This window comes from Nonomuraea sp. NPDC049784 (assembly GCF_040659615.1).
Classification (GTDB): Bacteria; Actinomycetota; Actinomycetes; order Streptosporangiales; family Streptosporangiaceae; genus Nonomuraea.
This window is the reverse complement of sequence record NZ_JBFAMX010000014.1, coordinates 1-20,945: the sequence shown is the minus strand read 5'-3', so window position 1 is coordinate 20,945 and position 20,945 is coordinate 1. Positions and strand designations below refer to the sequence as shown.

General features: G+C 70.0%; 20 protein-coding genes. 9 read left to right on the top strand and 11 right to left on the bottom strand.

Going from position 1 to position 20,945, the window contains the following annotated elements; genetic code table 11:
• Position 1: 1 nt before the first annotated feature.
• Together AB0J09_RS06175 and AB0J09_RS06170 are read right to left on the bottom strand one after the other, a co-directional pair.
• A complete protein-coding gene (locus tag AB0J09_RS06175) occupies positions 2–673 on the bottom strand; it encodes a ribonuclease HII (RefSeq protein WP_360685950.1) in 672 nt (223 codons plus the stop codon).
• Positions 674–684: 11 nt separating this feature from the next.
• On the bottom strand, positions 685–1,647 hold the full coding sequence (locus AB0J09_RS06170; protein WP_360685947.1) for a LysR family transcriptional regulator: 963 nt from the start codon (positions 1,645–1,647) through the stop codon (positions 685–687).
• Positions 1,648–1,726: 79 nt separating this feature from the next.
• Between AB0J09_RS06170 and AB0J09_RS06165 the strand changes: the two genes are divergently transcribed.
• The 3 genes from AB0J09_RS06165 (at position 1,727) to AB0J09_RS06155 (ending at position 7,057) form a co-directional block, all read left to right on the top strand.
• Complete coding sequence (locus AB0J09_RS06165; RefSeq protein ID WP_360685944.1) at positions 1,727–3,013, top strand: pyridoxal phosphate-dependent aminotransferase; 1,287 nt, start codon at positions 1,727–1,729, stop codon at positions 3,011–3,013.
• A 141-nt stretch (positions 3,014–3,154) separates the two neighbouring features.
• Positions 3,155–3,799 carry a GNAT family protein gene (locus AB0J09_RS06160; protein ID WP_360685941.1) on the top strand — a complete coding sequence of 215 codons (645 nt, stop codon included), beginning with the start codon at positions 3,155–3,157 and terminating at the stop codon, positions 3,797–3,799.
• A gap of 255 nt (positions 3,800–4,054) precedes the next feature.
• Entirely contained in the window at positions 4,055–7,057 is a 3,003-nt protein-coding gene (locus AB0J09_RS06155; RefSeq protein WP_360685938.1) for a BTAD domain-containing putative transcriptional regulator, read from the top strand.
• Between the two features lie 407 nt (positions 7,058–7,464).
• Here AB0J09_RS06155 and AB0J09_RS06150 read toward each other — a convergent pair whose 3' ends face one another.
• Entirely contained in the window at positions 7,465–8,856 is a 1,392-nt protein-coding gene (locus tag AB0J09_RS06150; RefSeq protein WP_360685935.1) for a methyltransferase, read from the bottom strand.
• 158 nt (positions 8,857–9,014) lie between these two features.
• Here AB0J09_RS06150 and AB0J09_RS06145 point away from each other — a divergent pair, with 158 nt between their 5' ends.
• Positions 9,015–9,353, top strand: coding sequence for a hypothetical protein (locus AB0J09_RS06145; protein WP_360685932.1), 339 nt, complete (start codon positions 9,015–9,017; stop codon positions 9,351–9,353).
• A 213-nt stretch (positions 9,354–9,566) separates the two neighbouring features.
• Here AB0J09_RS06145 and AB0J09_RS06140 read toward each other — a convergent pair whose 3' ends face one another.
• Complete coding sequence (locus AB0J09_RS06140) at positions 9,567–10,157, bottom strand: TetR/AcrR family transcriptional regulator (protein WP_360685929.1); 591 nt, start codon at positions 10,155–10,157, stop codon at positions 9,567–9,569.
• Entirely contained in the window at positions 10,154–10,672 is a 519-nt protein-coding gene (locus AB0J09_RS06135) for a GNAT family N-acetyltransferase (protein ID WP_360685926.1), read from the bottom strand. Before AB0J09_RS06135 ends, AB0J09_RS06140 begins: the two co-directional genes overlap by 4 nt.
• 58 nt (positions 10,673–10,730) lie before the next feature.
• Here AB0J09_RS06135 and AB0J09_RS06130 point away from each other — a divergent pair, with 58 nt between their 5' ends.
• From AB0J09_RS06130 to AB0J09_RS06115, 4 genes are all read left to right on the top strand, one after another.
• Positions 10,731–11,198 (top strand): helix-turn-helix domain-containing protein, encoded by a 468-nt coding sequence (locus tag AB0J09_RS06130; RefSeq protein ID WP_360685923.1) that lies wholly within the window; start codon positions 10,731–10,733, stop codon positions 11,196–11,198.
• Between the two features lie 42 nt (positions 11,199–11,240).
• Positions 11,241–12,026, top strand: coding sequence for an SURF1 family protein (locus AB0J09_RS06125; RefSeq protein WP_360685920.1), 786 nt, complete (start codon positions 11,241–11,243; stop codon positions 12,024–12,026).
• Positions 12,027–12,036: 10 nt separating this feature from the next.
• Positions 12,037–12,780: a tyrosine-protein phosphatase gene (locus AB0J09_RS06120; protein ID WP_360685917.1), complete on the top strand. Its 744-nt coding sequence runs from the start codon at positions 12,037–12,039 to the stop codon at positions 12,778–12,780.
• 162 nt (positions 12,781–12,942) lie between these two features.
• Positions 12,943–14,139, top strand: a complete 1,197-nt coding sequence (locus tag AB0J09_RS06115) for an amidohydrolase family protein (protein ID WP_360685914.1) — start codon at positions 12,943–12,945, stop codon at positions 14,137–14,139.
• Here AB0J09_RS06115 and AB0J09_RS06110 read toward each other — a convergent pair.
• The 4 genes from AB0J09_RS06110 to AB0J09_RS06095 all read right to left on the bottom strand — a co-directional run bounded on the left by AB0J09_RS06110 (position 14,136) and on the right by AB0J09_RS06095 (position 17,709).
• Entirely contained in the window at positions 14,136–14,489 is a 354-nt protein-coding gene (locus tag AB0J09_RS06110; protein WP_360685911.1) for a YkvA family protein, read from the bottom strand. The genes AB0J09_RS06115 and AB0J09_RS06110 overlap by 4 nt on opposite strands.
• 65 nt (positions 14,490–14,554) lie before the next feature.
• On the bottom strand, positions 14,555–15,973 hold the full coding sequence (locus tag AB0J09_RS06105) for an amidase (RefSeq protein WP_360685909.1): 1,419 nt from the start codon (positions 15,971–15,973) through the stop codon (positions 14,555–14,557).
• An 8-nt stretch (positions 15,974–15,981) separates the two neighbouring features.
• Complete coding sequence (locus tag AB0J09_RS06100; RefSeq protein WP_360685906.1) at positions 15,982–16,941, bottom strand: LLM class F420-dependent oxidoreductase; 960 nt, start codon at positions 16,939–16,941, stop codon at positions 15,982–15,984.
• A gap of 99 nt (positions 16,942–17,040) precedes the next feature.
• Complete coding sequence (locus tag AB0J09_RS06095) at positions 17,041–17,709, bottom strand: TetR family transcriptional regulator (protein ID WP_360685903.1); 669 nt, start codon at positions 17,707–17,709, stop codon at positions 17,041–17,043.
• Positions 17,710–17,902: 193 nt separating this feature from the next.
• Between AB0J09_RS06095 and AB0J09_RS06090 the strand changes: the two genes are divergently transcribed.
• Positions 17,903–18,883, top strand: a complete 981-nt coding sequence (locus AB0J09_RS06090) for a hypothetical protein (RefSeq protein ID WP_360685900.1) — start codon at positions 17,903–17,905, stop codon at positions 18,881–18,883.
• A 141-nt stretch (positions 18,884–19,024) separates the two neighbouring features.
• Here AB0J09_RS06090 and AB0J09_RS06085 read toward each other — a convergent pair whose 3' ends face one another.
• Together AB0J09_RS06085 and AB0J09_RS06080 are read right to left on the bottom strand one after the other, a co-directional pair.
• Positions 19,025–20,086, bottom strand: a complete 1,062-nt coding sequence (locus tag AB0J09_RS06085) for an aspartate-semialdehyde dehydrogenase (protein ID WP_360685897.1) — start codon at positions 20,084–20,086, stop codon at positions 19,025–19,027.
• Positions 20,083–20,945, bottom strand: an 863-nt coding sequence (locus tag AB0J09_RS06080) for an aspartate kinase (RefSeq protein ID WP_360685894.1), incomplete at its 5' end; no start/stop codon positions are given. The genes AB0J09_RS06080 and AB0J09_RS06085, both read right to left, overlap by 4 nt.

Sequence of the window (20,945 nt, the reverse complement as noted above, 5' to 3'; positions counted from 1 at the left end):
GTCAGCCGAAAAGCGCTTCCTGGCCCTCGCCCACCAGCGGGTCCCGATGATGCTTGAGGTGCCGCCACTGCGGAAGATCGTCCAGGTAGGACCACGAGAGCCGATGATGGGGCGTCGGGCCCAGCCGGGCGAGGGCCTCCTGGTGCAGGGGTGACGGGTAGCCGGCGTTCTCGGCGAAGCCGTACTCCTCGCAGCCGATCGTGCCCATGTACGTGTCACGCCGGACCTTCGCCAGGACGGACGCGGCCGCGACCGAGATGCTCGCGGCATCCCCCTTGACCTCCAGGCGCACCAGCCAGGGCGGGCCGATGTAGTCGTGCTTGCCGTCGAGGATCACCGCGTCCGGGCGTACCGGCAGCGCCTCCAGCGCCCTGCGGGCCGCCCTGCGCAGGGCCTCGGTCATGCCCAGCGCGTCGACCTCCGTGTGGGTGGCCTCGCCATAGCCGATGCCGATCGCCCAGGCGGCCAGCTCATCGGCGAGCGGGACGCGCCTGGCGGCCGAGAGCTGCTTGGAGTCCGTCAGACCGGCCGGCGGTTCGGACAGGTCGGTGACGACCGCGCACACCGTGACGGGCCCCGCCCAGGCGCCGCGGCCCACCTCGTCGATGCCCGCGACCGTCCGGGTGCTCGGCTGGGAGAGCAGGAGGTGCTCGATGTCGTACGTCGGCGCCATAACGGCAAACGCTACCCGTCCAGGGGGTCTTCCGGTGGGCGCCGGTCCGCGGACCGTACCGGATCCAGATCGGCGGCGATGTAGCGGGCGGCCACGTGGATGGCGCGGAGCGTCACCGACACCGAGGGCCGATGGACGCTGGAGCCGCGGGCGACGGCGTGCACGTCACGCCCCACCGGGTTACCGGGGAACTGACGCACGGCCAGCCCCCGCACCCCGGCCGCCAGCGCCAGAGCGGGCACGGCCGCGATGCCGATCCCCTTGGCCACGAGCGAGAGGATCGTCCCCAGGCCCTCGAACTCCCACGGCGAGCGCCGGGCGCCGCCCACGTCCACGAAGAGCCGGTCCACCGCCAGCCGCGACTGCTCCCCGTCGGGCGTCGCCATCCACGGCTCGTCCCGCAGCTCGCGCAGGTCCAGCGGCACGTCGGGGTCCGCGAGGCGGTGCTTGCGCGGCACCACCAGCACCAGCGGGTCACGCAGCAGCGGGAACACCCGCAGGCTCTCGCTGTCGCGCACCCGCCCGTACCAGTCGTCCACGAGCGCGATGTCCACCTCTCCTGACTGCACCTCCCGCAGTCCCCGCCCCGACCTGCTCTGCCCCAGCCGGAGCGTCAGCTCCGTGTGGCGGCGCAGCGAGCGCGCCAGCGCCGGCGCGAACGCCACCGCCGCCGTCGGGAAGGCGGTGACCATGACCCGCCCCGCGGGCGTGCCCGCGTGTGCGGACAAGTCCGACTCGGCCTCCTCGACCATCGACAGGATGCGCTCCGCGTGCGCCACCAGCCGCCGCCCCGCGTCGGTGAGCTCGGCACTGCGCGCGGTCCTGTCGATGAGGGCCGTACCGGTCTCGCGTTCGAGTGCGACGAGTTGCTGCGACACGGCCGACGGACTGTACCCGAGAGAGGCGGCGGCCGCAGCGATACTGCCGCGACGCGCGAACTCGCAGATCAGGACCAAACGCCGCAATTCAAGCATCAGTCTTCCTTATGCCTACCCACAAAAAGCCTCGCTTGTGCTGATGCCTTCATCAAACCACCCTGGGAACGTGACAAACATGACCGTTACCCTCTCTGCCACCTTGGCGGCAAACGAAGACATCGACCGAAGACGGCGCGCCGGGGAACGCGTGCTGCACCTGGCCTTCGGTGAGGCAGGGCTGCCCGTCCACCCGGCGCTGCGCGACAGGCTGGCCGCCGCATCAGAACGCAACGGCTACGGGCCGGTGGCGGGGGCGTCCGAGCTCAGGACGGCGGCGGCGGGCTACTGGACACGACGGGGGCTCAACACCGACCCCGAACTGGTCGTCTGCGGGCCGGGCAGCAAGTCGCTGCTGTACGGCCTGCTCCTGGCGATCGGCGGGGACATCGTCCTGCCCATGCCCAGCTGGGTCAGCTACGCCGCGCAGGCCGATCTGGTCGGCTCCCGCCCCATCCTGGTGCCCGCACCGCCAGGAGAGGGCGGAGCGCCCGACCCCGACCTCGTGGCCGCCGCGGTGCGCCGCGCCAGGGCACAGGGCAGGACCGTCAACTCGCTGCTGGTGACGCTGCCGGACAACCCGACGGGCCGCCTGGCCGGGCCGGAGACCATCGGCCGCCTGGTGGAGATCGCCCGCGAGCTCGATCTGATGATCATCTCGGACGAGATCTACCGCGACATCATCCACGACCCGGACGTGCCGTACACCTCGCCCGCCGATCTCGCGCCGGAGCGCACGATCATCACCACCGGGCTGAGCAAGAGCCTCGCGCTGGGCGGCTGGCGGATCGGCGTGGCCAGGCTGCCCGCGGGCGCCCACGCGCTGCACAGGAGCCTGCTCGCGGTGGCCAGCGAGATCTGGTCCGCGCCGGCGGCTCCCGTGCAGGAGGCCGCGGCGTACGCCTTCGGCGAGCCGTCCGAGCTGAGCGAGCGCATCGAGCGCAGCCGCAGGTTGCACGGCGCGGTCGCGAGGGCCGTACACGAGAGGTTCGCCGAGATCGGTGCCGCCGCGCCCCCGCCTCAAGGCGGCTTCTACCTCTACCCCGACCTGAGTCATCTGCAACTCGGCGGCTCCGCCGAGATCACCAAGATCCTGCTGGAGGAACACGGCATCGGCGTCCTGCCGGGACACGCGTTCGGCGACGACCCCGCGGCGGCCAGGGTGCGGGTCGCGGTGAGCCTGCTCTACGGCGACACCGCCGAAGAGCGACTGACCGCCCTGAACAGCCCAGATCCGCTCCAACTTCCCTGGATCTCCGCCAATCTGGACTTTCTGTCGAGGGGCTTGAAAGAGCTCGCAGTCGTACGGCACGGCGCGGTGCGTGAACGGCATCCCGCGTTCATGCCGACGCCATGTCACAGTTAGGCGAATCTTTCCCCAAGAGCCGGTTTACTGTCCCCCAAAAGGGGCCTCTGACCTGCGGAAACACCCCATCTGCAGAAACCTGCAAAAGATCTTCCTTTTGGCATGGTTACGTGCACGCCTCCTTCCCCTCATCATGTGCACATGCCCGCTCTTGTCACCTTGTCCGGGCGCTCCGTGCGCCTGGAACCTCTCAGCCTCGCGGTGATCGACGATCTCGTCGCCGCGGCGAGTGAAGACCGTTCTACTTACGCCTTCACTCGCGTCCCGGATGGCCGGGACGAGATGGCCTCCTATGTGGAGGCCGCCATGGCTGAGCAGGCGGAGGGCCGCACTTTGCCCTTCGCCATCCGGTGGCTGAACACCGACCGCGTGGTCGGTGCCACCCGTCTCATGCACCTGGAGTACTGGCAGGGCCCCATGCCCTGGCCACCGGGTACACGCGGTGCGGTGGGCGAGATTCCGTCCGTGGCCGACATCGGTTACACCTGGCTGGGCGCCGGCGCCCAGGGCACGGGTGTCAACCGTGAGAGCAAGTTCCTGATGCTCTCGCACGCCTTCGAGACGTGGAACGTCCACCGCATCACCCTGAAGGCAGACGTACGCAACACCAGGTCTCGGGCCGCCATCGAGGCCCTCGGCGCACACTTCGACGGGGTGCGACGAGCGGATAGCCGAGGCGCCGACAACACGGTCCGAGATACCGCGTTCTACTCGATCCTGAACTCCGAATGGCCGCTCGTACGCGAGCGACTGGCCATGCGGCTCGGACTGGTCGAGGCAGCCTGAGAACCCGTCCACCACGGCCCCGCCCCAGAAACTTTGGGCGGGGCCGTATTTTTTCCTGCCTACAGGTGCTCTACATGACACGCCCCCGCGGTGTGAGTCATGCCTAGCCGACCTTCATCGTCCCGGGGCGCGTTCAACACCAGATCAAAGACGGATCAACAGCTGATTTCACGATCAGTCCGGAATCTAGGTGACAAACGACCTTAGATCTATCATTTGGTAACAAAACGATCCATTGGCTTGGAGACATACGGCATGGCTGGTCAGAGCGTTGAGGGCGGGCTCAGGTTCGCCGTGCTCGGTCCTGTCCGCGCGTGGCGTGACGGCCAGGAGTTAGATCTTGGCACTCCGCTGCAGCGTTCCATCCTCGGCATGTTGCTCCTGCGCGAGGGTCATGCGGTCACCCCCAACGAGATGATCGACGCTGTGTGGGGCGAGGAGGCGCCGCCGCGGGCCCTCGGCGCGCTGCGCACCTACGTCTCCCGGCTCCGCACGGTGCTCGAGCCGGACAGGCCCGCCCGTTCCCGCCCGGAGCTGCTCACGTCCATCGGCAGGGGCTACGCGCTGCGGCTGCCCGACGGCTCGCTCGACCTGGTCCGCTTCGAACGCGGCGTCCAGGAGGCCGAGAGCGCCCGCAAGACGGGCCGGCTGTCCGAGGCGGCCCGGGCTCTGCGGGCCGCGCTGTCGTTGTTCGAGGGCGAGCCGCTGGCCGGGACCGTCGGCCCGTACGCCGAGCACCAGCGCGACCGGCTGATCGAGCGCCGCATCAACGTCGTCGAGACCCTCATGGACGTGGACCTCGACCTGGGCAACCACGCGAAGATCGTCTCGGAGCTGATCGCGCTGACCGCCGACCACCCGCTGCGCGAGAAGCTGCGCGCCCAGCTCATGCTGGCCTACTACCGGTGCGGGCGGCAGGGCGACGCGCTCACCGTCTTCACGGACACGCGCGAGGCCCTGATCGACGAGCTGGGCATCGAGCCCGGCCCCGAACTGGCCGCGCTGCACCAGCGCATCCTGGCCGCCGACCCCACGCTGGCCGCCGCCGGCGTGGCCGAGGAGGAGCCCGCCGAAGCGGAGGAGCCGCGGCCGGCGCTCCAGCTGCCGCGCCCCGCCCAGCTCCCCGCCGCCGTCAACGACTTCACCGGCCGCCAGGAGATCGCCACGCGCCTCCGTACCCAGCTGTCGGCGCCTGAGGGCGTCCCTGTGGCGGCGATCTCCGGCATCGGCGGCGTCGGCAAGACCGCGCTGGCCGTGCACGTCGCCCACCTGGCCGGTGATCTGTACCCGGACGGCCAGCTCTACGCCGACCTGCGCGGCTACGCCGACGAGCCCACCGCGCCCGAGTCGGCGCTCGGCGGGTTCCTGCGCGCGCTCGGCATACCGCCTGACGTCATTCCCGCGGGGCTGCAGGAACGTTCCGCGCTCTACCGGTCGCTCCTGGCCGAGCGCCGCATCCTCGTCCTGCTGGACAACGCCCGCGCCGCCGAGCAGGTCAGCCCGCTGCTGCCGGGCTCGCCCGGGTGCGCGGCGATCGTGACGAGCCGCGGCAAGCTGGCCGATCTGCCCTCCGCCAAACTGATCGATCTCGACGTGATGGAGCCGGGCGAGGCGCTGTCGCTGTTCGCGTCGGTGGCCGGGGCAGAGCGCGTGTCGGCCGAGCACGGCGCGGCCATGGACGTGGTGGCGGCCTGCGGGTTCCTGCCGCTGGCAGTGCGGATCGTGGCCTCCAGGCTGGCCGCGCGGCCCTCCTGGACGATCGCCTCGCTGGTGCCCAGGCTGGCCGACGAGCAGCGCCGCCTCGACGAGCTGCGCGTGGGCAACCTGGCCGTCGAGGCCACGTTCGCGCTCGGGTACGGGCAGGTGGGCTCCCACGCGGCGCGCGCCTTCCGCCTGCTCTCGCTGCCCAACGGGCCCGACGTCTCCACAGGCGCGGCGGCCGCCGTGCTGTCGGTGAGCGAGCTCGAGGCGGAGTCCGTACTGGAGTCCCTCGTGGACGCGAGCCTGCTGGAGGCCCCCGCGCCCGGCCGGTACCGCTTCCACAACCTGCTCAAGCTGTTCGCCAGGCGCGAGCTGGACAAGACCGAACGCCCCCAGGCCAAGACGCTGGCGCTGCGCCGGCTGCTCGGCTTCTACCTGGCCTCGGCCCAGTCCGCGCACCGGCTGGCCTACGAGGGCAGCATGATCCCCGGCAATCTCGTGGTGATCGGCAGCGGGCGCACCTTCGGCTCCGCCGACGAGGCCGTGGCCTGGCTGATCTCCGAGGGCGACTCGCTGTTCGCGACCATCAACCAGGCCGCCGCCGCGGCCCGCACGGCCGAGCAGCTCCTGCCCGCAGCCGACCTCCTGCTGGCGATGGAGCCGCTGCTGGAGTCGGGCACGCACACGCGTGAGTTCGGCAACGCCACCCGTGCCGTGCTGGCCGCCGCGCGGGAGCTCGGCGACACGGCGAGCGAGCTGCGCGTCCGGTACGTGCTGGGCCGGGTCCTGTTCGCCGGCAACCGGCTGAAGGAGGCCGAGGAGCACTTCAGGACCGTGTACGAGCTGTCCGCGGCCCGTGGCGAGAAGATCGTCACCGGCGAGGTGCTCAACGCCCTGGCCGTCGTCGTCGGCAGGCAGCGCCGCCACACCGAGGCGCTCGAGCTGTCCGACTCCGCGATGCGGTTCTACCGCGAGCACGGCGTGCCGGCCGGCGAAGCCCTCGTGCTCAGCTACTCCGCCCGCGACCACCTGGGGCTGGGCCGTCCCAAGGACGCGATCGCCGCCGCGGAGAAGGGCCTGGCCATCTTCACCGAGATAGGCAGCGGCGCCGGCACCGCCCGCGCCCGCTACCACCTCGGCATCGTGCTGTCCCGGGTCGGCCGGCTCACCGAGGCCGTCCACCACCACGCCGAGTGCCTGGCCTTCTTCCGGGCCAGCAAGCAGCGGGTCTGGGAGCAGCGGGTCTGCTCCCGGCTGGCCGAGACGTTCATCGCCGCCGATCGCTACCCCGATGCCGTCCGCCACGCCGAGCAGGCCCTGGTGGTCTCCCGCGAGATCGGCCACCCCTACGGCGAGGCGCTGTCACTCACCGTGCTCGGCAAGGCGCTGCACGGTCTGGGCAGCACCACGAGGAGCCTGGACTGCCTACGGCAGGCGTTCGACATCTTCTCCCGGCTCGGCGCTCCCGAAGCCGGGGATCTCAAGGTCCTGCTCGACGGCATCCTCGTAGCCGAAACCGTCACCGAGCCCGCCGCCAAGGCCGTCATCGAGTCCTGAGTACAGCTCGTCGTCCAGACGTGTCATCCACACATGGTTGATCAAGGCTGTCCTTTCGATGAGAAACCTGCTGAACGGACTGCCGCTGTGGTGGGCCGCGTCCAGCGGTCCGCCACAGGCAGCGGTGTCTGCGCCTACGATCTTGACCATGCACGACAGTAGGGCGGCAGTCTGATGGGCAGGTTTCTTGTCGATCAGGCCGTTACGAACGCGTGGTGATGCAGCCCGGCCGGTCATCTTTGACCGCCACACGTCGCTAGGGGGCCCGGTTATCCGGATGCTCCGCGTAGCGGCTAGCCGCCTCACTCCAGACGACCGGCCGGACCTGACACGGCCCTCGAACCCCCCGGGTCCGTGTCGTGGCCCTGAGCCTCCACCCGAGGGGTCAACGTCGAATTAACGGCCGATTAAAGCAGGAAATAGCCTTCCGCGATGAGGGGCCTGATCGCGTCGGCGTCCGCGATCTCGCCGTCGCCGACCAGCTCGGCGATCACGTTGAGCAGCGGGCCGAGCGCCAGCTCGCCGTCGCACACGCCGGCCAGCGCGGCCTCCACCGTGCCGACTTCCCTGCTCCGTCGCAGCCCCTGCGTCTGGCGCAGCACGATGCGGATGGGGTCCTCCGCGCCCGGCAGGCCGATGCGCTCGTCCAGCAGTCCGTCGGCGGTACGCAGGCGCGCGGCATCCAGCCCCTTGGCCCGGTGGGCGGCGGCGACGGCGTCGAGCACGGAGTCCACGTAGTCGCCGACCGGGAGTGCGACCTGGTGGTCCAGGTGCTCGACGCGTACGACCGGGTCGAGCGTGCCGGAGTTGCGCATGGTGATCCAGCCGAACCCGACGCCCTCGACCTTGCGCTCGTCGAACCAGGCCAGCCAGCGGTCGTAGTGCTCGGCGTAGGCCTTGGTGCCCTGCTCGGCCGCGTCCCTGAGCCAGAGCTCGACGTACTCGGCCGGGTCCTGCACGTCGCGCTGGACCACCCACGCGTCGCAGCCGGTCTCGCGCAGCCAGCCCCCCACGCGGTCGTGCCAGTCTTCTCCCTCGACGTGCAGCCAGTTGGCCAGGAAGTGGGCCTGGCCGTCGGGGTTGAGGTGGCGGGGCGTCCTGCGTACGAGGTCGCGGCAGAAGCCGTCGCCGCCCGTCTCACGATAGGTCAGGTCCCCCGCGGGTCCGATGACGAACGGCGGGTTGCTCACGACCAGGTCGAACAGCTCGTCCTCGACCGGCTCGAACATGGACCCCGTACGCGCTTCCACGTCGGAGATGCCGGACAGCTCCCAGCTCAGCCTGGCCAGCTCCACGGCCCGCGGATTGACGTCGGTTGCCACGATCCGCTCGGCCCGCTCCGCCAGGTGCAGCACCTGCACCCCGCACCCGGTGCCCAGGTCGAGCGCGCGCCCCACCGGGCGGCGGGTGACGAGCTGGGCCAGGTTCGCCGAGGCGCCGCCCGCGCCGACGACGTGGTCGGGCCGCAGCGCCGGGTCGCCCGGGCGCACCTTGCGATCGGAGACCAGGTAGCCGCCGGTCTCCCAGGGCTGAAGATGCACGGTCGCGCTCACCTGGTCGCCGTCGGCGCTGACCAGGCCGGAGTCGAGGACCTCCGGCGCGACGGACTTGGCGGGGACGGGAGCGCCGAGCCACCACAGCCTGATCAACGTGGCCAGGGGATCGCCGTCAGCGGTCGCCCGCAGTGCCGGGACCAGCTCCTCCCTGGCCAACGCCGAGGCCGCCATGCTGCCCAGCCGATCGCGTACGCCGTCGATGGTGTAACCGGTCTCCAGGAGGTGATGGCGTAGTCGTTCCACGGGTCCATCTTTTCACTCCGGACTCCTACACATGATCCGGTGATCGCTTCGTTGCGTGTTCATACTGTTACCTAAGCGCCCAAGCGTTCTGCAAGCGGCGGACAAGCGGGGAGCGTTATCTCTAGGGAAGTCACCACGCCGTCCCGAGGAGCGGACCCATGCTGATCCCCTGCTTGGCTTGCGAGTCCCGATTCGGCCCCGACGAGTACTTCAGTGCCTGCTCCGACTACAACCGCGGCATGGATCTCGTGTCCTGGACGTGCCCGCGCTGCGGCAACCGCGACGACCTGCGCGTGCTGCCGGGCGAGCTGGGGTTCGGCTATCCGCATCGGGGCAGGTTCGACGTGCACGCCCGGGTGCGCGTGCCCGGGCTGCGCAGGCAGCGCGGCGACCTGCGGCTGGACATCCTCCTTGACCGGGCGAGCTGGCGCGTCCCCACCCGGCTCCGGCCGACCGGCGTGACGGTGCACCGCCCGGCGTCACGGCGGCGGCACTAGGGAGGGCACAGGGCGCGCTGACCGCCGTCCGCCTCGCGCGCGCCCGGACGGTGGCCCTTCGGGGTCGCAGCGGGGGATGTCGTCAGAGGAGACGCCGGGAAGAGGACCAAGGAGGCGGCGTCGGCCAACCGGTCGCGCGGCCTTGAGCTTCCCTGGCGCGTTTGGGGACGGTGGGTGCGCCGGCTGAGGGCGTGCCAGCAGCCGAGGCAGGCGTCACAGCTGGCGGAGGCTCTGCCAGGCCGCGGCGCCCAGTCCCTTGATCTCCTCTTCCGTGGGCGTGTGCGCGCCGGCGAACCACAGGCGGCACATCTCCTGCGCCGGACCCAGCCACAGCACGTAGCACATGGTCGGGTGGACCGGCTGGAGCAGGCCGTTCTTCATGTGCGGCCGCCACCAGTCGGACACCTGGCGGAAGAACGCGCGCCTGGCCTCGGCCACCTCGGCACCGCCTGGCTCCTGCTTGCGCGGCGGCCGCTCGCTGACCAGCAGCCTGGCCTTCTCCGGGTGCTCGCCCGCCCAGCGCATGTGGAACGCCACGACGGCCTCGATGCCGGCGCGGGCCTCCTGATGGCTGACCAGCTCGGCGAGGAAGGCGTTCTGGTACGCGGTGAGGATCTCGGCGTACAGCACGCCGAAGACGTGCTCCTTGCTGGCGAAGTGGTGGTAGAAGCTGCCGACGCTGACACCGCTCTCCTCGCGGAGGCTGGCCAGCGTGGTGGCCGACACCCCGTCCTGGCTGAAGCGGCGGAGGGCACCCTCGATGATGCGGGTCCGGCCGTCGCGTCCGTTCTTGGCACTCTTCACGCTGTCAATGGTGTGCCACCAGAACGTTGTTCCGCAAATAGACCGGCTGGATCGATCATAGCGGTCACCTCCACCGATCCGGAGCTGACCTTCATCCGGGCGTCCGGCCAGAGCCTGCGGATGAGCCTGAGCACGCGCCGGTTCTCGCCCAGCACGTCCATGCCCACGGTCCTCGCGCCCCGTACGGAGGCCCGCAGCAGCAGCGTGTCGACCAACTGAGGCCCGATCCCCTGCCCCTGCCACCGGTCGGCGACGACCACGGCGATCTCCACGTCGGCGCAGTCGCCCTGGAAGCTCATGGCGTGGCCGACGATCTCGCCGCTCGCCACAGTGGTGGCGACGAGCGCGTCACGGCGCTCGTCCGTCGCGAGCAGCGTGCGCACCAGCCCGGCGGCCGGAGTGCTGATGCCGGTGAAGAACCGGAGCGTCTGCGTGTGCAACGACAGCCCGGCCAGGAAGCACCTGATCCGCTCTTCGTCGTCGGCACGTGCGGGGCGGATCTGAGTTCCTCGCATAGACCCAGGCTCGCAGTCAATGCTGAGTCTGTCAATTGAACTCAGGTATAATAGAAAGATGAACGTTCCCTTCCGGGTGAACAATTGCTCGATCGAGCGCACCCTGGACGTCGTCGGGGAGAAGTGGACCTTCCTGGTGCTGCGCGAGGCGTTCAGCGGCGTGCGGAGGTTCGCCGACATGCAGGCCAACACCGGGGCCCCCCGCCAGGTCCTCAGCGCCCGGCTGGCCCGGCTGGTCGACGAGGGACTGCTGCGCAAGGAGCCCTACCGCGAGCCGGGCCAGCGGCAGCGCGACGAATACCGGCTCACCCAGAAGGGCCGCGACCTTTATCCACTGCTGGTCGCGCTCATGCACTGGGGCGACAGATACCTGACCGACGAGGAGGGCCCGCCGGTGGTGCTCACCCACCGCGACTGTGGCGCCCCCATCGAGCAGCACTTCCGGTGCGCCGACGGCCACGAGGTGCGCGGGCCGCGCGAGGTGACCCCGATGCCGGGGTCAGGTGCCGAGCTCAGGAGCGCATAGGCGCGTGCGGGGGCACCCCTCCCGGTGCCTAGGCTTGAGAGCGTGTACCGGTTCCTGCTGACGCCTCGATGGCTGGCGCTCCACTTGGTGGTGCTGCTGGTCATCCCCGCTTTCGTGTTCCTCGGGCGGTGGCAGTTCGGGCGTTTCGAGGAGCGGTCGGCCAACAGCACGCGGGTCACCGCCAACATCGAGGCCGCGCCGGTGCCGCTGGAGAAGCTGGCCGCCCCGGCGCAGCGGGTCCGCGAGGACGACCGGTTCAGGCAGGTCACGGTCTCCGGCACGTACGACCCGGCCCACGCCTTGCTCGTACGCAGGCGCCCCCAGGACGGGCTGAACGGCTTCTACGTCCTGACCCCCCTCGTCACCGGCAACGGCACGGCGTTGATCGTGAACCGGGGCTGGGTCCAGGCAGGCGCCACCGCCGACGCCACCCCCGAGGTGCCCGCTCCGCCCACCGGGAAGGTAAGTGTCACCGGACGGCTACGGCTCAGCGAGACCGAGGACTCCAGCGGCATCAGAGAGCGCTCAGGGCTGCCGCCGGGACAGGTGCTCCTGATCAACGCGGACAAGATCGGGCAGGGGCTGCCGTACCGGCTGGTGGGCGGATACGTGGAGCTGATCGAGCAGTCGCCCAAGCCCGCCACGGCGCCGGCGCCGGTTCCCGCGCCGGACGTGGGCGCGGGGGGCGGGCTCAACCTGGCGTACGCGATCCAGTGGTGGCTGTTCATCGGCGTCGCCCTGGTCGGCTGGGTCCTGCTGATCCGGCGCGAGGTGGCCGAGCGGAAGGCTGGGGAGGACTCCAAGGAGTCCGTGGCCGCCGCCAATTAAGGTATTGAGGGTGATCCGCCACATTGAGTTCGCCAGTATCCATAATTTTCGCGACGTAGGTGGATATGCCACCCAGGACGGGCGCACCGTGCAGTGGCAGCGGCTCTACCGGGCCGACTCGCTCGGCTGGCTGGCCGGAGACGACCTCACGACCTTCCGCGCTTTACGCGTCCGTACGGTCATCGACCTGCGGCACCCGTTCGAGATCGAGAAGGCGGGACGAGTCCCGGAGAGCGAGGGGCAGCACTACCAGAACCTGCCCATCGAGGGACGCCGCTGGGACAGCTCGCCGTACAGCGAGGAGATCGGGGTCGGGAGATATCTCGCCGACCGCTACCTGGAGGTGACCGAGGACGGCGTCGAGAACCTCAGGACCGCGCTGGAGACGATCGCACGGGCCGAGAACACCCCTGTGGTGATCCACTGCGCGGCGGGCAAGGACCGCACCGGCGTGCTCACCGCGCTGACCCTCTCGCTGGCGGGCGTCGGCGAGGACGACATCGTGGCGGACTACGCGCTGACCGGGCTGGCCACCGAGGCTTTCATCGCCGACTGGCGCGGGAGGCATCCCGGCGCACCCCTGTGGCCGGGGTTCGGCCTGGCGCCCGCCGAGGCCATGCGGTTCTTTCTCACCGACCTGACGGCGCGGCACGGCTCGATCGAGAGGTACGTCACACAGGTCCTGAACGTCTCCCCCGCCACCATCGCCGAATTGCGCGACCACCTTCTGACTGAACCGAACTCAGACGGGTAGAGGCAGGCCGGGTCCCGCCTGCTGCGTCCAGGCGAGCGGCCCATCCTGGGCCTGGGACCGCCCGCCATCCCCCTCCCGGCGGTCCCGGGTCAAAAATCTCGGATACCCAACGGATACGTCGCAGCTTGTTCGACGTTATCCCGCCGTCGTACGGTTACCTGCGTGACTACGCCGCTGCTCCCCGACCCTGACCCGAGGCGGCGCGACTACGTGATCATCTCCGCCGACGATCACCTGATCGAGCCTCCCGACCTGTTCGAAGGCCGGCTGCCGGAGAAATACGCCGAGGTCGCGCCCAAGGTCGTGGAGACGGAGGCGGGTCACCAGGTCTGGCGCTACGGCGGGGCGACCTACCCGTGCGCCGGGATCGACGTGGGCGCCGGGCTGCCCCGCGAGCAGCGCACGCTCGAGCCGGTCAGGTTCGAGCACATGCGCCCCGGCTGCCACGACATCGAGGCCCGCATCGAGGACATGGACGTCGCGGGCATCTGGGCCGCGCTGTGCTTCCCCGGCATGCTGGCCATGCAGTCGGGCATGCCGTTCGCCAGGACCCGCGACCAGGAGCTCGGTCTGGCCCTGGTCAAGGCGTGGAACGACTGGCACATCGACGTCTGGGCGGGCACCTATCCCGAGCGCATCATCGGCCTGCAGCTCCCCTGGCTGCCCGACCCCGACGTGGCCGCCAAGGAGATCCGCGCCAACGCCGCCCGTGGATTCAAGGCCGTCGTCTTCCCCGAGTTCCCGACCCGGCTCCGGCTGCCGTCGATCCACTCAGGCCACTGGGACCCGTTCTTCGCCGCCTGTGAGGAGACGGGCACGGTCGTCGCGCTGCACGCGGGCGACTCCTCGTGGTCTCCCGTGCCGTCGCCCGACACGCCCATCGAGGCCATCACCACGCTGATGCCGACCAGCGCCATGTTCGCCTGCGCCGACTGGCTCTGGTCGGGGCTGCCGCTGCGCTTCCCGGCGCTGCGCATCCTCATTGTCGAGGGCGGGGTGGGCTGGCTGCCGATGCTGGCCGAGCGTGCCGACTACGCCCTCGACCACCCGGTCGCCGGCGAGGCGTCGTGGGAGGGCGGGCTCAAGCCCAGCGAGGTGCTGCGCCGTAACTTCTTCTTCGGCACGCTCGACGACCACGCGCTGTCAGGCGTGCGGCTCGCGGTCGGGCTCGACCACGTGCTGCAGGAGAGCGGCTACCCGCACTCCGACTCGACCTGGCCGGACACGCAGAAGTCCGTGGCGCGCAACCTCGGAACGCTCCCGCCCGCCGACATCGCCAGGGTCGCCTACGGCAACGCGGCACGCCTCTTCGGCCACCCGCTGCCCTCACGCGCCTGGCTGCGGATGGAGGAGATCTAGGCTTCCTTTTCGAGGAGTCGCCCCTGGATGACGTGCCGCTCGTGCTCGACGTAGCGCCCGCTCTCCCCGAGCAACGAGGCGACGAGCCAAAGGAACACGCCGAAGTCGTCGGCCACGCCGATCACCATCAGGAAGTCGGGCACCACGTCGATGGGCGACAGGATGTAGACCACCCCGAGCCCGAGCAGGGCGAGCCTGCCCTTGCCCATGCCTCCGTACTGCCCGCGCATGACCGCGCCGACCATCCGCGGAATCGCCCGAACCCTGGTCATCAAGCTGGGCGAGCCTGGCTTGGTCACCTCGCGGTACGTCCGCCACGCCGCCGCCGCCCGTGCTGCCTTCGCCATCATGAGAAACCCCCTACCCCCGACTTCTCACGACATAACGCGTCGGCGCGGCCACGAGTTCCTGGCGATCAGCGCATCGCCGCGTGCTCGAACGGCCTGGCCTGCTCGATCTGCGCGGCCACCCTGATCAGCAGGTCCTCTCTCCCGGCCGCCGCCACGAGCTGTACGCCCACCGGCAGGCCCGCCTCGTTCCTGTGCAGGGGCAGCGAAATGGCCGGCTGTCCGGTCGCGTTGATCGGCGAGGAGTACGCCACGGCGTGCCCGGTCCTGCCGAACGCGGTGCTGAGATCGTCCGGCGGTATCCAGCCCAGCGGGAACGGCGCGACACCCAGCGAGGGCATCAGCAGCAGGTCGTGGCCCGCGCCCCACCACGCGGCCATGCGGCGGCGGAAGCCGTCCACCCACTGGACGGCCAGGATGTGGTCGGCGGCGCTGTGCTTGTGCGCCGCGGCCATCATGGCGGCGTTCCGCGGCTCCAGCTCCTCCGGCTGCACAGGCTTGCCGCGCAGCTCGCCGAGGCCCGCCACGTGCGCGGCCAGGTTGTTGGCCACGATGGCGCCGAACTGCTGGGCGAAGCCGGGCTCGGCGAGCGCCTCGGGGGCGCCGGGCGCGACGTCGTGACCGAGCGACTCCAGCAGCGCGGCGGCCCCGGTGACGGCCTCGGTGAGCTCCTGCCGCTCGGGCACGGCCCCGTTCGGATGTCTGGTGACGAACCCGACCCGCAGCCGGCCCGGCTCCCTGCCCACCTCGGCGGCCAGCGGGCCGGGCAGCGCGGGGGCGTCGTACGGGTCACCGGGGTGCATGCCGGACACGACGTCGAGCGCCGCCGCCGTGTCACGTACGCTCCTGCTGACGAATCCCGCGCACGAGAACCCGCTCCACCCCTCGCCGCCGGCCGGTCCCGCACTCACGCGCCCGCGCGTCGGCTTGAGCCCCACCAGGCCGCACAGGGACGCCGGGATGCGGATCGACCCACCGCCGTCGCTCGCGGTCGCCAGCGCCACCATCCCGGCCGCCACCGCCGCAGCCGATCCCCCGCTCGAACCGCCCGGCGAGTACGCGGGGTGGTAGGGGTTGCGCGTCGGCCCGAACGCCACCGGCTCCGTGGTGATCGTGCTGCCGAACTCGGGGGTGTTCGTCCGCCCGAGCATGACGAACCCGGCCTCGCGCAACCGCACGACGCCGTACCCGTCCGCGCCGGGCTCGACGCCGTCGCGCACGTTCGAGCCCGCACTGTACGGCTCGCCCGCCTGCCGCCAGCCGAGGTCCTTGAGCAGGATCGGCACGCCGCGGAACGGCGCGTCTTCCGGGATGGAGTCGATCTCGGCCAGCGCCCGCTCGAACCGGCGGTGGATCACCGCGTTCAGCTCGCCGTCGTGGGCCTCGATGTGCGCGATGGCGGCCTCGGCCAGCTCCCGCGCCGACACCTGCCCGTCCCTGACCGCCTGAGCCTGACCGACCGCGTCCAGCCTGAGTACGTCGTCCATGCGCGCTCCTACGCTTTGGGGGCCAGCTCCCGCACGGCCTGCTCGATGGAGACCTCTCCGCCCGGGATCGGCGCGAGAACAGGGGTGTCGAGTCCGTTGTCCACGTACTGCCGGATCCGTGCGCGGCAGGTGGCCGCGTCGCCGTGCACGATCAGGGCGTCGACCACCTCGTCGGGGATTGCCTTGAGTGCCGCCTGCCGGTCGCCGGCCTGCCACGCCTCGTGCATGGGACGCAGCACCTCGCCCCGGCCCAGCCAGTCGTGGAAGGCCGCGTACACCGGGACGGTCAGGTAACTGGCCAGCATCCGCCTGGCCATCTCCCGTACCCGGTCGGCGTCCTCGCTCACGCAGACGAACAGGCGGGCGATCAACTCGGTGCCCTCGCCGATCTCGGCGCGCACCTTGCGTACGTCGTCGGGCGAGAGCCAGTTCGTGATCGCGCCGTCGGCCTCCTCGGCGGCCAGCCGGAGCATCCTGGGCCGCAGCGCAGCCAGCACGATCTTGGGCGGGATCTCCGGGGCCCGCTCCAGCTTGAACCCCTTGACCTCGAACGTCTCGTACGCCTCCGAGACCTTCTCCCCGGCCAGGGCCTTCCTCAGGAAGCGCAGCGTGTCCCGCGTGCGCGCGTACGGCTTCTCGAACCGCCCCGCGTTCCACCGCTCGACGATCGCCGGCGAGGACGCGCCGATGCCCAGCACGAACCGCTCGGGCGCCAGGTCGGCCAGCGTGGCCGCGGACATGGCCAGCAGCCCGGGACCGCGCGTCGAGACGGGCACGATGGCGCTGCCCAGCCTGATCCCCGGCGCCCACTGCGCGGCCATGGCCAGCGGCACGAACCCGTCGGCCCCGTTGACCTCGGCGGACCAGGCATCGGTGTAACCGAGCTCGGGCAGCTCCGCGATCAGCTCCTGCGACTTCGACAGCGAGCGATCATAGAAGGGGATGGTCATGCCCCAGTTCTGAGTCATTCATGGCCTCCGAGCGCCTTCAGGGCTTCAACGCACCCCCCGCAACCCGCGGTTGGCCGCTGGACGCGTCCAACCCTACCAACCGACCGGTATGTGTCACTAGGCGCGCAGTTCGTGGACAGCCGCGATGAAGTCCTTCGTGATCCCCCTCAGACCCGGCAGATGCGACAGCCCGACCAGCCGGTCCACCAGCGGCACCGTCACCTCGATCAGCCGGTACGTACGCGCACAGCCCGGCGAGGTGTCGTGCACCCAGAACAGCACCATGCCCATGGACAGCAGCCAGAGCAGCTCGGGCAACTCCTCGCGCAGCTCGGCGTTCATACGGTCGCGCGACCCCTCGACCACCTGGCGGTAGATGTCGATGGAGGCTTCGCGGGCGGGTGACGACTGCTCGCTGAACGGGCTCAGCGGGTTGGTCGGCTCGGCCGCGTGTTTGTAGAACTTGACGGCGAACTCGTGGTAGGGCTCGGACACGCGTACCCATTCGCGTAGCACCCCGCTCAGCCTGGCCGCGAACGATGTCTCGGTGGCCAGGAACTCCCTGCAGGCCGCCTCGTGCTCGGCCTGGGCGCGGTCGTAGTACGCCTGGATCAACGCCTCCTTGCTGTCGAAGTAGTAGTAGGCGTTGCCCACGGACACCCCGGCCTCGGCGGCGATGGCACGCATTGTGGTCGCGTCGAAGCCGCGCTCCCTGAACAACCGCAATGCCGTCTCGACGATGACCTCTCGGGTGCTCTCCGATCCTCGGTTTCGGGCTTCGGACACGTTCGTCACTTTACGTCGTGATGGGGCATGGAGCAGAAAACCTGCTCATCTGACTGCCGCCCCTCCGTTGTGTCGGGCCAAGATCATAGCGGCAGTCCAATTTAGCAGGTTTTCCACTCGTAGGTCATGAAGCCGCACGATGATCGCCGTCACAAGGCAAAGTTGCGACCGCGGCATGAGTTATCTCCTGTGAATGGTGGGATTGTCGTTTCAGGCGGAAGGGCTATTTCCGCGAAAAGGCATCGACATGTGGATACGTGGAACAGTGCGCCTCACAGTAGTCGCACTCCTCGGCGTTGAGATCTCCATAATCGCACTGGCCTCGGCCGCTTCAGCCGCCACCCGCCCCGGAGGGTCGGCGGTGCCGAGCAGCAACAACACGGCCGGCCCCACCGACTGGGACTACGAGGTGGGGCCGGATCTGAGCAAGGCGTGGGCTTTCGAACGGCTCATGATGGACCGCAAGGAGCTGGCGGCCCTGCTGGACTGGCCGATGAGTGAATCGGCCGACGCGCAGGACTGGCCGATGAGCGAATCGGCCGACACGCAGGACTGGCCCATGGAGCCCACGATCGGGCAGCGGCCGCCGCGTCCTCCGGCCATCGAGCCCGAAGAGGGGCTCGTACACATTCGGGTGGCGCGAATACCCCGGGCGCGGCCGCAACTGCCACGCAAGCGCGCTCGCGCCCATCTGACGTCGCGCAAGGACGCCGGCGTTGGTCTGACGTCGCGCAAGAACGCCGGCGTCGATCTGACGCGCGTCCTGCCGCGGCAAGGGGCCATGCACATGTCCCACATCACCGCCGCCGGCTGGCTGAAGGGTGTGGGTGTGAAGACGAAGTCGAGCGGCAACTGCACGAGCAAGCAGGTACACCACTGCACCTCGCTCGACTCGGTGCGGACCGGAACGATCGCCGGCATCATCGAGCTGAAGCGTGAGAGCGGCTGCCCGATCATGGTCACCGGGGGTACGGAAGCAGGCCACGCTCCTGGGACCTACAGCCACGGCAACGGCTACAAGCTCGACATTTCCCACAACGACTGCATTGACCAGCACATCACGAAAAATCATGAGAAGGCGGGTGTGCGTAGCGACGGCGCCCGGCTGTACCGCGCCGGCTCAGGAACGGTCTTCGCCGATGAGCGCGACCACTGGGACATTCTTTTTCGCTGACACCGCGAACCGGCTGCTCCCCCACCCTCCCGGGCCGGACAACCACCGGCGGGACACCACAGCTGTGAGACGGCCGGACGGGCCGTGAGACGGCGGACGCCGCGCACGAAGCACGCGGCGTCACACCATCGAACGGACGGACTACAGCTCGGCCGCGACCAGCTCGGCGATCTCCGCCGCGTTGAGCGCCGCGCCCTTGCGCAGGTTGTCGCCACACACGAACAGGTCGAGCGTGTTGGGGAAGTCGACCGCCTGACGGATCCGGCCCACGTAGGTCGGGTCGTTGCCCACCACGTCGAGAGGCGTCGGGTAGACCCCGTTGGCCGGGTCGTCCATGAGGACCACCGTCGGCGCCGCTTCAAGGACGCGGTGCGCGTCGGCGACCGTGATCTCGCGCTCGAACCGCGCGTGCACGGCCAGCGAGTGGGTCGTGATCACCGGAACGCGCACGCAGGTCGCGGAGACCTTCAGGTCGGGGATGCCGAGGATCTTGCGGGACTCGTTGCGGAGCTTGAGCTCCTCGGAGGCCCAGCCGCCGTCCTTGTAGGAGCCCGCCCACGGCACCACGTTGAACGCGATGGGCGCGGGGAACGGGGACTCCTCAGGCAGCTTGTTGGCCAGCACCTTGCGTACGTCGCCGGCCGCCTGCCCGACCGTGCGGTCGCCGGCCAGCGCCTCGACCTCGTCGTAGAGCCGCGCGGAGCCCGCCACACCGGCGCCGGACACCGCCTGGTAGGAGGCGACGACCAGCTCCGTGAGCGTGAACTCGGCGTGCAGCGCCCCCATGGCCGCCATCATCGACAGCGTCGTGCAGTTGGGGGTCGAGATGATGTTGCGCGGCCGGTTGCGCGCGTCGAGCGGGTTGACCTCGGGCACGACCAGGGGGACGTCCGGCTCCATGCGGAACGTGCCCGACTTGTCGATCACGATCGGGCCGCGCTCGGCCGCGATCGGCACCCACACCGCCGACACCTCGTCGGGCACGTCGAAGATGGCCACGTCGATGCCGTCGAACACCTCGGGCGCCAGCGCCTGGACCACGATGTCCTCACCGCGTACCTGGAGCACCTTGCCCGCCGAGCGAGGCGAGGCGACGAGACGGATCTCGCCCCAGATGTCCTCGCGCGTCGACACGATGTCGCGCATGACGGTGCCGACGGCGCCGGTCGCGCCGATCAGGGCAAGATTGGGCCTTCTGCTCATCGTCCGGTACCTCCATACACCACGGCTTCGACCTGGTCGGAGTCGAGCGAGAACGCGCGGTGGGCGGCCTGCACGGCCGCGTCGACGCCGTCCTCCTCGACGACCACTGAGATGCGGATCTCCGAGGTGGAGATCATCTCGATGTTGACCCCCGCGTCGGCGAGGGCCGCGAAGAACGTCGCCGTGACGCCGGGGTGCGAGCGCATGCCCGCGCCGATCAGCGACACCTTCCCGATCTGGTCGTCGAAGAGCAGCGACTCGTAGCCGATCTGGCCCTGGATCTTCTTCAGCGACGACAGCGCCGTCTGGGCGTCGGCCGTGGGCAGCGTGAAGGAGATGTCCGTGCGGCCCGTGGCCGCGGCCGAGACGTTCTGCACGATCATGTCAATGTTGATCTGGGCGTCGGCCAGCGTTTTGAAGATCGAGGCAGCCTCTCCGACCTTGTCGGGGACCCCGACAACAGTGATCTTGGCCTCGCTCCGGTCGTGCGCGACGCCGGAGATGATCGGCTGCTCCATCTCGGTTCCTTCGGTGTAAGGGTCGGAGACGACCCACGTGCCTTCCCTGGTACTGAAAGAGCTGCGGACGTGAATCGGCAGGTCGAACCGGCGCGCGTATTCCACGCACCGCAGATGCAGGATCTTCGAGCCGCAGGCGGCCATCTCCATCATCTCGTCGTAGGAGATCCTGGGGATCTGCCGTGCCGGCGGCACGATGCGTGGGTCTGCGGTGAAGACGCCGTCGACGTCGGTGTAGATCTCGCACACGTCGGCCTGCAGGGCCGCCGCCAGCGCCACCGCCGTGGTGTCGGACCCGCCGCGTCCCAGCGTGGTGATGTCCTTCGTGTCCTGCGACACGC

Coding starts and splice junctions, on each gene's coding strand:
- AB0J09_RS06175 (WP_360685950.1), bottom strand. CDS start 673: ATGGCGCCGACGTACGACATCGAGCACCTCCTGCTCTCCCAGCCGAGC.
- AB0J09_RS06170 (WP_360685947.1), bottom strand. CDS start 1,647: ATGCTTGAATTGCGGCGTTTGGTCCTGATCTGCGAGTTCGCGCGTCGC.
- AB0J09_RS06165 (WP_360685944.1), top strand. CDS start 1,727: ATGACCGTTACCCTCTCTGCCACCTTGGCGGCAAACGAAGACATCGAC.
- AB0J09_RS06160 (WP_360685941.1), top strand. CDS start 3,155: ATGCCCGCTCTTGTCACCTTGTCCGGGCGCTCCGTGCGCCTGGAACCT.
- AB0J09_RS06155 (WP_360685938.1), top strand. CDS start 4,055: ATGGCTGGTCAGAGCGTTGAGGGCGGGCTCAGGTTCGCCGTGCTCGGT.
- AB0J09_RS06145 (WP_360685932.1), top strand. CDS start 9,015: ATGCTGATCCCCTGCTTGGCTTGCGAGTCCCGATTCGGCCCCGACGAG.
- AB0J09_RS06135 (WP_360685926.1), bottom strand. CDS start 10,672: ATGCGAGGAACTCAGATCCGCCCCGCACGTGCCGACGACGAAGAGCGG.
- AB0J09_RS06130 (WP_360685923.1), top strand. CDS start 10,731: ATGAACGTTCCCTTCCGGGTGAACAATTGCTCGATCGAGCGCACCCTG.
- AB0J09_RS06110 (WP_360685911.1), bottom strand. CDS start 14,489: ATGATGGCGAAGGCAGCACGGGCGGCGGCGGCGTGGCGGACGTACCGC.
- AB0J09_RS06105 (WP_360685909.1), bottom strand. CDS start 15,973: ATGGACGACGTACTCAGGCTGGACGCGGTCGGTCAGGCTCAGGCGGTC.
- AB0J09_RS06100 (WP_360685906.1), bottom strand. CDS start 16,941: ATGACTCAGAACTGGGGCATGACCATCCCCTTCTATGATCGCTCGCTG.
- AB0J09_RS06090 (WP_360685900.1), top strand. CDS start 17,903: ATGGTGGGATTGTCGTTTCAGGCGGAAGGGCTATTTCCGCGAAAAGGC.
- AB0J09_RS06085 (WP_360685897.1), bottom strand. CDS start 20,086: ATGAGCAGAAGGCCCAATCTTGCCCTGATCGGCGCGACCGGCGCCGTC.